This is a genomic window from Bacillus sp. 165 (assembly GCF_017742235.1).
Lineage (GTDB): Bacteria > Bacillota > Bacilli > Bacillales > Bacillaceae_G > JAGHKQ01.
Genome location: NZ_JAGHKQ010000001.1, coordinates 390,805 through 403,099, shown reverse-complemented (window position 1 = coordinate 403,099; position 12,295 = coordinate 390,805). Strand labels below are relative to the sequence as shown.

Below are 12,295 nucleotides of genomic sequence, written 5' to 3'. Positions count from 1 at the left end.
GGGATTTGAAATGTCGGTAAAGCGGATTGGAGAGAAATGGGGATTTCGGATAGATGCTGGGCGGAATCCAAAAACAGGGAAGCGTAAGCAAGTGTATAGAAGTGGCTTCAAAACAAAAAGAGAAGCGGAAGCAGCTCTCGCAAAAATTAAATTAGAATTAAATCAAGGAAAGTATTTTGAACCTTCAAAGCAATTATTTGGAGATTACATTGACTACTGGTTACTGAACTCATATAAGAATGAAGTGCAAATTACTACCTTTGAAAAAGTAGAAGGAGTAGTTACTTCACATATCATACCATTCTTTCAATACTTTTCGTTACATGAAATCAAAGCTTTTCATATTGATCAATTTTACACTGAAAAGATAAAAACAGGGCTGTCGCCGGCATATGTAAAGGTCATGCATAACGCGTTAAGCAAAGCTTTTCAAAAAGCGATAAAATGGGAATTAATTAGGGAGAACCCAGTGAAAGGAGTAACAGCGCCAACAGTACCTAAAACATCTAAAGAAGTTTGGACAGTCGAAGAGGCAAATCGCTTTTTGGATACCTGTACTGAGTGGAATGCATTGGTCCCTTTTATGTTAGGTATCTTTACAGGAATGCGTCGTGGAGAGATATTGGGCTTAAAATGGAGAAACATAGATTTGAAGAAGGGAGTAATCTATGTTCGAGAAAATTTGGTTCAAACTCGTACAGGCTTAATATTGAAAGATTTAAAAACCAGTAGCTCTCTGAGAGATGTTCATATTTCGACAACAGTTGTTGAGGTGCTTAAGAAGTACAGAAATGAGCAAGGGAAATGGAAAGAACGATTAGGGAAAGCGTATATTGATCAGGATTTCGTTGTTTGCACATTGAACGGGAACCCAGTATATCCACGGAATTTACTGAGAAAGTTTAGTGAGACTATCAAACTTGCAAAAGTTCCAAAGATGTCGTTTCACGGACTCAGGCATACGCATGCCACAATCTTAATGGCTTTAGGGGAGAATCCTAAGGCCATTGCAGAACGATTAGGACATTCTAGAGTAGGGGTTACTTTGGATGTTTATTCTCATACTAATCAGGAGATGCAACGTAAGATGGCAAATCGATTTGAGAAAGGTGTCAACGTGCAATTAAATAGCAGGAAAATAATTTTAAAGGAGATACAAAAGTATAATTTTTAGTATGTCTTGAATGAACAGGGGAGAGTAACTTAAAAGCTCTCTCCATGTATTTCGCTATTTAGGCAACATAGCCTTCGAAAGAGAAGGTTACATTATATTTTCTGATGCTTTATTTCTTCAGTAAGCTTATCGAATTTTTCTCCAATTTTCTTTAAGTGTTCTTCTTTTTTCTTATCTCTACGTAAGAATTTAACAATGAAAATGATAGCTGCTATGATTGCGACCAACTCCATAAAAACTATTACATAAAAAACAAATACAATTACATATCCAAAAACAACAATGTTTTAGAAAACAGCCAATATTTAAGAGAAGTATAAATATAGTTGAATTGAAACAAAAAAGCCATATCAATGATGATATGGCTTTAAAGAAGTCTTATTCAACTAAAGCATGCGCTAGTTAGATAATAATCTTATAAATCCAAGAAAAATGATGCTACCTGTCATAATGAAAAAATTCCTTTTAAACTTACCTTTCTCTTGTAATACCAAAGTGAAAATTATTATTCCTAATATGAAACATGAATAAGGTATCACAGTCCAGAATCGGTTTGTAACTAGTCCGTAGATAGGCAATATGATTACAATTGATATCAATAAAAAACTTGATTTTCTAACCAATTTATTTTTTCTCCCGTTTACTTCACCTTAAGAATTTCAAATTTCAAACAATAATTAATAATACTCCACTTCTTATTCTACTATCCTGCTATTATGCTGAACAAGAAAAAGCGTTCTTCTATTGATGATTCGCAATGCGTTAGTTGTATTAGGAAATTGTCTGTTGTTGTTTATTGAACAGCTTCATACATTTCTTTTATTGCTTTAATGACTGCATCTGGTCGATCAATATGAATCGCATGTCCAGCATCATCAACTATTATATGCTTGCTATTTGTAGACAATTTAACAAGTTCTTCTTGAAATTCAGTCCAGTAAGTCCAGGACTCTAATGTATGATAAGGTTGGTCACCTCCAGTAACTACGAGAAGAGGCATATTTCCAAGAGTTTTAGATGCACGGACTTGTTCAAGACTTTCTTCAAATTCATTTAATGAGGCTTCAAATCTAAATTGACCATAATATTCTTCTTTAACTTTATCTGAAAATAAAGGAGCCATAAATTTATTTTGATTCTCATGAACTGAGTCCAAAAGGATTACTCCAGCAACCTCTTCAGGATATTTACTTGCAAATAATCTAACATTTGCTCCTCCAAATGAATGCCCAACTAATACATAGGGTGGTTTCACTCCTGCATGTTGAAGTAACATCCGAAGATTTTCAACATTTTGCCTACTATGACGTGGTCGATCATCTTTTTCACTTTTCCCAATACCTGCCCTATCATAAATAAACATCTTCGCAAATCTTGATATTTCATTTCTAATGGAATTCCAATTAGTTAAATCCCAACCATATCCCGAATCAAATACCATAGTTACATTTGCATTTTTTTCTCCAAAAAACTCATAATAAAGCTCGATTCCACCTATATCAATTTTTTGATTTACTTCATTTTTTTTTACTTCATTCATTTACCTATTCCTCCAAAAATCTACTTACTTCAAGTAAGTGTAATATATCAATATTTTCTATAATATTAATGATTCCTTGTTCAACTAATCTGCCATTAGTTGCATACGAAGCTTCCATTTTATTGTTTAAATCCATCAAAAAGCTGTCCACCTAGTGGCACGTAGACTTCATTGACTAGTTCAACAAATGGCTGTTTATTTCCATTTCTAAAATACTCATCTAAGGTGTTGAAATACCTTTCAGAGAAAGATTCATCAAACTCCTTAAATGCTCTTACTAAACCTTTCCCACGTCCAGTCCACTGATTGTTAACTCGCAGAATAAAATCTGCAACTTGTATGGAAAGTAAATTAAGTGTCATCATAGCCTCTTCATCATTTTTTGAATCAACAAAATCATCAAGTAAATCATACACAAAATAACGCGATAATCGAATAAATTCAGGCGTTAATGATTCTGGACCTTCATTTAAATAATCAACTGCAACTTGTTTTATAGAATTAATCACAGGATGTTCCTTTAAAACAATTCCATCTTTGATCATACTAGCTAAAACAGGTCGTCCACTTTGTTTTTCTTTTGCAAAGTATTCTTTATAGGATAAATGATTATGTACAAACGATTCAATTTTCCAATCATATCTCACATAACTTTCTCTCGTATTAGGACAATCTTCATAAAAAACGATGATATCTAAATCGGAACTTTCTGTTGCTAATCCCTTCGATACACTACCTGCCAACAATGCAAACTGGCAATCTCTATGAAACTCATTAACAAAACGTTTTGCTGCAATTATTGCATCTAATTTCATTTCTTTCTCCCCCGCAATTACTTTCCTGCTATTCTCATACCAATTAAGATTTTAATAAAATTTCGATATATAATTCTTTTCACCTTTAAAAATATAATTTTTCTGGTTTGTCCAATAAAAAAGTCGGGTTTGCGACTCGTATTCTTGTTCAAGTATTAGTTACATAAGAATTAGAAAAAAATCTATGTATTTATAATATAAAGGTTCTGTTAAAGTATATTGTTGATTTTCATATTCAATAATGGCAGGATAATCGAACAGGGAAATTAATTATTTATGTCGAATATACCCAGTAATTATGTAAAAAAGGAGAAAAAAATGGTTAACTTTAATTTTAGTCTATTAAATTCATTAATTATTTTAGCTGTTTTATTTGCAACTATTTTTGCAATCGTTAAAATTGTAAAGAAATTAAAGCACTAATTGATGTTTAGTTGTATCAAAAAAGATAAGACCACAAAAAATGTGGTCTATTTTTTTTCTCAAAAATCAACATTTAAATTTAACAGAGCCAATATAAAAAGAAAATCTAGTTTTTTAGATTTTTTAGTACTTCATTAATTATGTTTATTACATTTTCAGGGTGACTCATGTGAATACTATGACCAGCATCGTTAATAATAATGTGCTGGCTATTATTTGATAAGCCTGCTAATTCCTTTTGGAATTCCATCCAAACAGCCATGGATTCAGCAGTATGATGGGGTTGTGTTCCTCCTGTAACAACTGTAAGCGGTATGTTACCTAATGATGTGACTGCACGGACTTGTTCCAAACTTTCTTCAAATTGGCTTAGAGAGATTTCATATTCAAATCCTTTAAAATAATCTTCTTGTACTTCTTTACTAAAAAGATGTACCATTTTTTCGTTTTGATCTGCATGAGAGGAGTCTAGAAGAATAACCGCAGCAATTTCTTCTGGATATATGTCAGCATATAATCTAACATTAATTCCACCAAATGAGTGACCTACTAGTACATATGGAGGCTTAATTTCCTCTTGTTGAAGTAAAGTACGTAAATCTTCAACAATTTGTTTGCTACTACGAGACCTTTCATCTTTTTGGCTTTTTCCAATGCCGGAACGGTCATACATAACTACTTTAGACAATTTAGATACACCAACTTTAATTGATTCCCAATAAGTTGAAGGACATCCGTACCCAGTATCAAAAACAAGTGTTGGACTATTGCTTTCTTCTCCAAAATATTCATAATACAGCTCAATACCGCCTATATCTACTTTGTATCCTGGACTATCTTTAATGATTTTACTCACAAACTTACCTCCTATGTTTAGTTTTCGGAAAATTACAAATTATACCGTACAAATTTTATCATAAAATATGGTCAATCGTACATAAACAACCAATTCTTGTTGAACTATCCTGCCATTTAGTTGAACAAGAACAAGTTATTTTTTGTGAATATGATATATATCCAGTTAATATAACATCTCATTTTCGGAAGTTTTGTCTACCTATAAATTCAACAACTGTAATGGATTTTTCCTTGCTCATCATTCATGGATTATATATTGTTTTATACAATCTCGTTCCAGCAATGTTTTGTAAGAGAGCAGCTGCTTTGAACATGTATAAAATTTTGTGTATTTCTGATTCGTCTAGTAGTAATCTTTGCGATAAAGCTAAAAAGAATAGAGTATTCGGTATACAAAGTTTGATGCAATTATAAGTTAGGTACAATGTATTTATTCTTTAAATAGTTGGATTTCAGTAACTACATGATAGAAAAGTAAAATGTATGGTTAAACTAAAATTAACCACGTTTTTGCCTTCAACTACGATTGGAGGAGAAAAACAAAGAATGACTGTTAAACGAACAGGGACAGGTTGGGGATTTCGGATTGATGTTGGTCGGGATCCCGGTACAGGAAAACGGAAACAAGTGTTTCGAGGTGGATTCAAAACAAAGCGTGAAGCGGAAGCAGCTCTTGCTAAATTTCAAGATGGTGTAAATGAGGGAACATACTTTGAGCCTTCCAAACAACTATTTGGAGAGTATATCTATCATTGGTTAGATACAGTTTATAAAGCGGAAGTACAAGCGACGACCTTTGAAAAAACAAAAGGGGTAGTGAATGTACATATTGTACCTTACTTCCAACAGTATCTGCTAAAAGATATACAGGCCTTTGATATCGATACGTTTTATTCGAAGAAGTTGAAGGAAGGGTTATCACCCGCCTACGTGAAAATCATGCACAACACGTTAAGTAAAGCTTTCCAGAAAGCTTTAAAATGGAAAATATTGCGGGAGACTCCTATGGATGGAGTAACTGCACCTTGCATTAAAAAGAAGCCTAAAGAAATTTGGACAAAAGAAGAGGCGAAACGATTCTTAGATGTATGCGAAAAAAGAAACTGTGCAATTCCATTTTTACTTGCAATTTTTACTGGTATGCGTCGAGGTGAGATATTAGGGCTTAAATGGAGACATATCGACTTGGAGCGCGGCGTCATCTATGTGCGTGAAAATCTGGTTCAAACCAGTAGTGGAATAGATATAAAAGAACTAAAAACATTAAGCTCACTGCGTGATGTTCATGTTTCACTCTTCGTTGTTGAGAAGTTAAGGGAGTACAAGCGGAAGCAAGAAACCATCCGGCAAACGTTAGGACATGAGTATGCTGATCATGATTTAGTCGTCTGTACTTACAGAGGCAACCCCTTATTTCCACGTAACTTGTTGCGAACGTTCAAAAGTATGATTAAAGTTGCCGGGGTTCCTAACATTACATTTCATGGTCTGCGACATACGCATGCCACAATCTTGATGATTATGGGAGAAAACCCGAAGGTTGTACAAGAACGATTAGGCCATTCTAGGGTAGCTGTCACCCTGGATTTTTACTCCCATACAAACCAAGAAATACAACGGAAAACGGCGACCCGTTTTGAAGAGGAATTCTTACATGAAAAATAAATGTGCAGTTTTTGTGCAATTTGAAGAAAATCAAAAATATGCATTGGAAAATGTAGGGGTAACGAAAAAGCGAAAACCCTTATGTATCAAGGGTTTTCGCTTCTCAAAAAGTATGATCCCGACTGGGTTCGAACCAGCGACCTCCACCCTGTCAAGGTGGCGCTCTCCCTGCTGAGCTACAGGATCACGATAATTATAGGTACATCAATATTTCTAGTACTTCTATTAGCTCTATTATACATATTTGAGTGAAGACCTGCAACCATTTTTTTACTGCAATAAAATCATTCAATAAGCAATTACCCATATCAGTTTTTATATAAACCCCTTTTCATAGAAATTTATACCATTAGTATGAAGGCATTACTTTTTAGATGGAGAATCTTTATAATAGTGAAGGTGTGTAACGTAATCATAACGGAAGAGCCGTTTAAAAATATGAAAATACGGGTGAAGGTATGAAGAAAAGGGGCAAATGGATTTTATTACTGACTTGTATTATGGTAATTTTATTTCCGAAAGTGTTTTATGCGGAAGGAACACAGGGGCAACCGGATGTTTTTGGGAAATATGCTGTATCGATTGAAGCGAAGACAGGGGATATTTTGTATGATAAAAGTGCTCATGCGAGAGCATTTCCTGCGAGCATAACGAAAGTGCTGACGGCTATCCTGCTTTTGGAAAATGTAAAGCCGGGCGAGCGGATTGCATTTTCACAAAAGGCTTTAGAGCAAGAGAAGAGCAATTACCAAATTGAATTTAAAGCTGGGGAAACAGTGGACAGGGATACTGCATTGACCATATTGATGGTGCTAAGCGCCAATGATATGGCTTATGCAATTGGTGAACATATTGGGCGAAGCGAAGAGGCGTTTGCGGCTTTGATGAATAAGAAAGCCAATCAGCTTGGAGCAAAGGATAGTCATTTTGTGACGGCAAACGGCCTTCACAATCCAGAGCATTATACAACTCCGTATGATATGGCACTTATCGCACGAGAAGCCATGCATCATCCTGAATTAATGAAAGCAATGTATACTAAGCATGCTAAGGTAACCACTTCACTTCAAACAAAAGAAATATTCAATAAAGCCAAGTTTTTTAAAAATCCTGCTACTATCGCAGGGAAAACAGGGTTTACAAGCCAAGCTCGTAATACGCTGATTGAAATCAATAAGCAAGATGATAAGGAGATTATTAACGTCGTTATGGCTTCGGCGAATCCTATTATATACGAAGATATGAAGATTATTTCTGACCATGTGTTCCCGCAGCTGGAAAAACACACAGTGTTAGATAAAACGAACTGGAAACAGAATATAACATTGCTTAATAAACAGATAGAAGGCGAATTGGAACGGAATATAGTACTTGAAACGAGAGGTGGAGAAGAGAAACAGTTCAAAACGGTGTTTACACCTCTTGCTCAAAATGAGGAGAAACTTTACAGCAAAGGTATTGTAAAAGGTGAAGTGATCGGACAGATAGAACTGAAAAAGAACGGTTTGTCTGTAGAAAAGGTGAATGTGCTGGCAAAAGGAGATACTGTATTTCATAAACCTATTTTCTCAAAAACTTCTAATAAGCCAATTTTGATTACTATGTTTGCAGGTCTGCTTATCTTATTTATTGGTTTACGTGTAAGAAAAATCCGAAGAGTAAAAGCAAGAAAAGCTATGCTATACAATCGTATGCGTTAATAGTAAAGAGCGAATTTCTAAATAAAGAAATTCGCTCTTTTTGTATTCACGTAGAATGATATTGTCTAACGAAGTAGTCAAAAAATGTAATATTTTATAGTAGATTTGGAGATACGGTGAGAGGTATTACTGTTTTGAGAGGTTTAATCAAAACTCGAAATATGAAGGAATTTAAAGAAAAATGAAGAATGCATTGAGTTTAACATAGAGATGAAGAGGAAATAAGATTATTTTTGTCTAAAAAATCGAAATACAAACAATTTTTTCACTTTATTTTTAGGTATTCTTTTTTTATAATGTAATTAATAAGAATATGTTAATGTTTAAATTCAGAAAATTTTATATATTAAAGAAATATATTATGTTAGTTTGTTAGTTTAAGGGGTTTTTTGTCATTTAAGAAAAACAGAAGATTGGTAGTGGTTAGTATGAGGAAAGTATTGAAAGTTACTTCAACGTTATTCATGGTGATACTGGCTATTGCAGCTGCAGCTGTCCTTTTCTTTGTTTTTCAATCAAAAGGAAATATTGAAAAAGTGCCAAGTATTTTTGGATACAAGCCGTTAACGGTGTTATCTAATAGTATGCAGCCGACTTTTAGTGCAGGAGATATAGTTCTCATCAATGTTGATACAGAACCAAAAGTAAATGATGTTATAACCTATAAGCATCCAGATGGTATTTTGGTGACACATAGAATTGTGAAAACAGAAGAAAAAGACGGGAAAGTATTTTTTAGAACGAAAGGTGACAACAACAACGTAGAAGATGATGTTTTTGTTTCAAGAGAGAGCATCTTGGGGGTAGAAGCCATCAGTATTCCTAAAGCTGGATATGTTGCCAAGTTCGTTTCAGGGCCAGTAGGCTTCATTTTATTAGTAGCATTTCCGTTGTTTATGTTTTTAATTTTAGAAATTTTTCAGCGTCTCGGGATAATCGGAAAAAAAGAGACGGATATACAGCATTAAATAGACAATCTATTGAGATAAAGGAGTGGTGACGAATGAAGACATAACAATACACCATGTCAATTCGTACAAAATATTATAGTAAAAGAAGGGTAGGAACGGAGAAATGAAAAACGTAAAAAAAGCTTTATTAGGAACAGCTTTAGCTGGAGCACTAGTTGTAGGCGGAGGGTATGGTACATATTCTTGGTTCACAGCTCAAGTAACTGCAAGCGGTGAAGTACAAAATACTACTTTAGAGCTAAATAATGGTGTAGTAGAAGCAGGATCATTATTCCCAGAAGGAAAAAAACTAGCACCTTCTCGTGAAACTGGAGAGAAAACTATTACTATCGTAAATACTGGTGAAGAAAATATGTTCGTTCGCGGTAAAATCGATTTCATGGTAGAAAAAGATAACGAACCAGCAAAAAATCTGTTAAAAGGTTACAGAGTACAACCTGTATTAAAATATAACGGTGAAGTTATTGCAGATTTAGGTTGGGTGGAGATTAAAGATTTACAACCACTTTTAGATCAATGGCTTCCAGGTAAAGATGGCACAGGAAATAACCCTGCAGATTCCGGACAGTTCGCAGCTGGCGACAAATTCGAAATCGTTTTAAATGTAATGTTAGAAAAGAATGCAGGCAACGAATATCAAGGTGCTACTCTTAAAGGAAACTTCGAATTCCAAGGAAAACAAATTGACGAAAATGCAAAATTTCCAAATAACTAATCATTCGTGATTTCTGTACAAAAATAGTCGGTGCAATAACCGGCTATTTTTCATAAAAAATTTATTGTAAGGGATATGTTCTATGAAAAAAAATAGAGGAAGATTTAATGTTAGCTTTCTTAATTTTGCAGTCTGTACTTTGTTGATTTTATGTTTTAGTTTAGGGTGTAATTTGCAAAGCGTATTTGCTGCTGACGATGAAGTGTTTCAGCTGCGGATACAAAGCGGTGATGTAGAAGTGCAAAATCTCTTTGAATCTCAAACACGCTTAGCTCCTTCCAGAACGACCGATGTTACTACAGTAATTCTATCTAATGGTGGAAGCGGCAATTTAGATATTACATCGAATTTTACTTTTTGGGTTGAAAAAGATGGTGTAAGCAAATCTGAGCTGCAGTCTATGCTTTCAAAATACATGGTTAAAGTGGTACCATATTATGATGGTGAAGCAATTGACATGTCTTCAGCAGGCTTAACAGGTGATTGGATTTCTGTTGTTGAATTTATGAACAAATTTAATAAAGAAAATCAAATCATAGCAACATTAGCTCAGGATCAAAAATTCGAGTTTCAAGTACAGGTGAAATTACTTGAAACAGCTGGAAATGAATTTCAACAAGCAAACTTGAAAGGAACCTTTACTGCAACAGGGGCTGAAGCTGTTACAGGCACTGAATCGCCTGGAGGAGAGAATCCTTCAACAGGAAATCCAGTTATAAAAGTAGAACCAACAAACCCTCTTCCTCATACGGCTACTTCTATGTTCACTTATCTAGCTCTCGGGGCTATGTTATTAGCTCTTGGAATTGGGGTTTTATATTGGAGAAGGATTAAAGATGTATTTTAAAAAATGATAGGAAATGGAATAAACAATCTGTAAGACCTGTTTCAGCAGGCGTCGTTTAATGGAGGATTTCTATGAATCTAAATAGGAAGATTAATAAAATAAAGTCGTTATTTTTACATACGGCACTGTTCTTTCTCATAGTTGGCTATGGTACAGCAGGAACTTATTCTTATTTTACGTCAGAAGTAAAAAGTACTGTAAGTCTGCAAAATGCAACGCAAGATGAAATAGTGGAAATTGAAACTGGGGAAGTGCAGTATGATAGTAGCTGTAAGGCAGTTCAAAGCGTAAGTATAAAGAATATTTACAGTATAGATGTACCAATTACAATTGATGGAACAAAATATACTCTTACACCAGGACAGCAGATTTCCCATGAACAAGTTCTCAGCGATAATTGTGAAAGTTTCGGAGAAAAAATGTATCATATTGTTGGATTTAAGGGGTATTTTGATCATATGGTGACTGCTAATGTGGACCAAGAAAAACTGAACCCAACTGTTTCAGAAGGTACGGAGAATACTTCGAACGTAGATCAGGAACCAGCATCAAGTAAAGCTCAAAGTGATGTGGAGTTAGGAAAAAGCGAGAATACGGGATTGACAGAGGAAAAAAATATTGGGGCTGCTAGTGAAAATTCACAAGCAGAACTTGATAAAGAGTAGTTTTATTTGGTGTATACCTAAGCCCTTTCTATAAGGGCTTAGGTTGTTTTTGAATGGTTACATGGTAGTATTTTGAAAATTTTATAAGAGATTTTTATGAAAAATAAAACCCGGTTCTTGCTTTTACAAGAACCGGGTTTTATTTTTGCTTATTTTTCCATTGATTAAATTCTAAAAAATCTTTAAACTGCTCTTTTGATACTCCAGAGTTCATTGCTTCTTTAACAAGCGTGAGCCATTCTGAATCCAAACGGTATTCCTGAATAGAGTCATCTTGGATTAAAGAGTCTACAGGGACATGAAGTACAACTGCAACTTTTTCTAAAAATTGTATGGACGGGTTTTGTTGTATATTTCTTTCGATGGAACTTATATACGATTTTGCCACACCGGCTCTTTCAGCTAACTCTGTCAGCGAGATGCCCCGTTGTAGACGAAGTTGTTTTATACGCTCGCCTATCATTCCATAAAACGCACCTTTCTTATGTAGTACATAATTCTACGCTATTATACCATAAATATGAAACAGTAATATTACAAAACATTACAATTTTCATCGCGTTTCTTACTGTGGAGCAGAGGCAAGAAACTGACGTATTTCTTCCAAACTCATTCCTATATCAAGTGCATGTAAGATTAAATCTATCCATTCTTGATCCAATGATTCAACTCTGCTCATTCGCAACCTCATCTCCTCTTAACGTTTGTATGTATATTTTGTAAAGGGTGTAACAGTTCTTCTCTATGACTTTGTATTAGGAAAGGATATTTACTAATAACAATATATTATTATTATAAAAAATAGTTAACGATAATTCTGTCGAAATTTGTAGAATCTATTTCGCGTATGTTTTTTGAATATTTCGTCACATAGTACAGAAATATAGATATTAAAATTGGGCAAATTCAAAAGAAAATAAAG

At 34.3% G+C, this 12,295-nt stretch carries 13 protein-coding genes and 1 tRNA gene; 7 read left to right on the top strand and 7 right to left on the bottom strand.

The window, feature by feature from the left end; all coding sequences use genetic code 11:
- Positions 1 to 10: 10 nt before the first annotated feature.
- Positions 11 to 1,174: a site-specific integrase gene (locus J7Q84_RS02160; protein WP_209092744.1), complete on the top strand. Its 1,164-nt coding sequence runs from the start codon at positions 11 to 13 to the stop codon at positions 1,172 to 1,174.
- 793 nt (positions 1,175 to 1,967) lie between these two features.
- Here J7Q84_RS02160 and J7Q84_RS02155 read toward each other — a convergent pair.
- From J7Q84_RS02155 to J7Q84_RS02145, 4 genes are all read right to left on the bottom strand, one after another.
- The gene (locus J7Q84_RS02155) at positions 1,968 to 2,714 is read right to left on the bottom strand and encodes an alpha/beta fold hydrolase (RefSeq protein WP_209092743.1); all 747 of its coding nucleotides are present in this window, start codon (positions 2,712 to 2,714) and stop codon (positions 1,968 to 1,970) included.
- Between the two features lie 4 nt (positions 2,715 to 2,718).
- The gene (locus tag J7Q84_RS18480) at positions 2,719 to 2,853 is read right to left on the bottom strand and encodes a hypothetical protein (RefSeq protein ID WP_280635544.1); all 135 of its coding nucleotides are present in this window, start codon (positions 2,851 to 2,853) and stop codon (positions 2,719 to 2,721) included.
- Positions 2,834 to 3,529, bottom strand: a complete 696-nt coding sequence (locus tag J7Q84_RS02150) for a nucleotidyltransferase domain-containing protein (RefSeq protein WP_209092742.1) — start codon at positions 3,527 to 3,529, stop codon at positions 2,834 to 2,836. Before J7Q84_RS02150 ends, J7Q84_RS18480 begins: the two co-directional genes overlap by 20 nt.
- A gap of 529 nt (positions 3,530 to 4,058) precedes the next feature.
- Positions 4,059 to 4,808: an alpha/beta fold hydrolase gene (locus J7Q84_RS02145; RefSeq protein ID WP_209092741.1), complete on the bottom strand. Its 750-nt coding sequence runs from the start codon at positions 4,806 to 4,808 to the stop codon at positions 4,059 to 4,061.
- A gap of 548 nt (positions 4,809 to 5,356) precedes the next feature.
- Here J7Q84_RS02145 and J7Q84_RS02140 point away from each other — a divergent pair.
- The gene (locus J7Q84_RS02140) at positions 5,357 to 6,475 is read left to right on the top strand and encodes a site-specific integrase (protein ID WP_209092740.1); all 1,119 of its coding nucleotides are present in this window, start codon (positions 5,357 to 5,359) and stop codon (positions 6,473 to 6,475) included.
- A 113-nt stretch (positions 6,476 to 6,588) separates the two neighbouring features.
- Here the strand turns inward: J7Q84_RS02140 and J7Q84_RS02135 are convergent.
- Positions 6,589 to 6,661: transfer RNA gene (locus tag J7Q84_RS02135), tRNA-Val, on the bottom strand.
- Positions 6,662 to 6,933: 272 nt separating this feature from the next.
- Here J7Q84_RS02135 and J7Q84_RS02130 point away from each other — a divergent pair.
- From J7Q84_RS02130 to J7Q84_RS02110, 5 genes are all read left to right on the top strand, one after another.
- Entirely contained in the window at positions 6,934 to 8,175 is a 1,242-nt protein-coding gene (locus J7Q84_RS02130) for a D-alanyl-D-alanine carboxypeptidase family protein (RefSeq protein ID WP_209092739.1), read from the top strand.
- Positions 8,176 to 8,615: 440 nt separating this feature from the next.
- Entirely contained in the window at positions 8,616 to 9,143 is a 528-nt protein-coding gene (locus J7Q84_RS02125; RefSeq protein ID WP_209092738.1) for a signal peptidase I, read from the top strand.
- 106 nt (positions 9,144 to 9,249) lie between these two features.
- Entirely contained in the window at positions 9,250 to 9,861 is a 612-nt protein-coding gene (locus J7Q84_RS02120; RefSeq protein ID WP_209092737.1) for a hypothetical protein, read from the top strand.
- 82 nt (positions 9,862 to 9,943) lie between these two features.
- Positions 9,944 to 10,708 (top strand): LPXTG cell wall anchor domain-containing protein, encoded by a 765-nt coding sequence (locus J7Q84_RS02115; RefSeq protein ID WP_209092736.1) that lies wholly within the window; start codon positions 9,944 to 9,946, stop codon positions 10,706 to 10,708.
- A gap of 71 nt (positions 10,709 to 10,779) precedes the next feature.
- Positions 10,780 to 11,373: a hypothetical protein gene (locus tag J7Q84_RS02110; RefSeq protein WP_209092735.1), complete on the top strand. Its 594-nt coding sequence runs from the start codon at positions 10,780 to 10,782 to the stop codon at positions 11,371 to 11,373.
- 139 nt (positions 11,374 to 11,512) lie between these two features.
- On the opposite strand, the gene J7Q84_RS02105 is transcribed toward J7Q84_RS02110, so the two are convergent.
- Both J7Q84_RS02105 and J7Q84_RS02100 read right to left on the bottom strand, forming a co-directional pair.
- Complete coding sequence (locus J7Q84_RS02105; protein WP_209092734.1) at positions 11,513 to 11,836, bottom strand: helix-turn-helix domain-containing protein; 324 nt, start codon at positions 11,834 to 11,836, stop codon at positions 11,513 to 11,515.
- Positions 11,837 to 11,938: 102 nt separating this feature from the next.
- The gene (locus J7Q84_RS02100; protein WP_209092733.1) at positions 11,939 to 12,058 is read right to left on the bottom strand and encodes an anti-repressor SinI family protein; all 120 of its coding nucleotides are present in this window, start codon (positions 12,056 to 12,058) and stop codon (positions 11,939 to 11,941) included.
- Positions 12,059 to 12,295 lie beyond the last annotated feature (237 nt).

Excerpts from the sequence above, each read along its gene's own strand:
- J7Q84_RS02155 (WP_209092743.1), bottom strand. The coding sequence starts at position 2,714 with ATGAATGAAGTAAAAAAAAATGAAGTAAATCAAAAAATTGATATAGGT.
- J7Q84_RS02150 (WP_209092742.1), bottom strand. The coding sequence starts at position 3,529 with ATGAAATTAGATGCAATAATTGCAGCAAAACGTTTTGTTAATGAGTTT.
- J7Q84_RS02130 (WP_209092739.1), top strand. The coding sequence starts at position 6,934 with ATGAAGAAAAGGGGCAAATGGATTTTATTACTGACTTGTATTATGGTA.
- J7Q84_RS02160 (WP_209092744.1), top strand. The coding sequence starts at position 11 with ATGTCGGTAAAGCGGATTGGAGAGAAATGGGGATTTCGGATAGATGCT.
- J7Q84_RS02115 (WP_209092736.1), top strand. The coding sequence starts at position 9,944 with ATGAAAAAAAATAGAGGAAGATTTAATGTTAGCTTTCTTAATTTTGCA.
- J7Q84_RS02110 (WP_209092735.1), top strand. The coding sequence starts at position 10,780 with ATGAATCTAAATAGGAAGATTAATAAAATAAAGTCGTTATTTTTACAT.
- J7Q84_RS02120 (WP_209092737.1), top strand. The coding sequence starts at position 9,250 with ATGAAAAACGTAAAAAAAGCTTTATTAGGAACAGCTTTAGCTGGAGCA.
- J7Q84_RS02140 (WP_209092740.1), top strand. The coding sequence starts at position 5,357 with ATGACTGTTAAACGAACAGGGACAGGTTGGGGATTTCGGATTGATGTT.
- J7Q84_RS02105 (WP_209092734.1), bottom strand. The coding sequence starts at position 11,836 with ATGATAGGCGAGCGTATAAAACAACTTCGTCTACAACGGGGCATCTCG.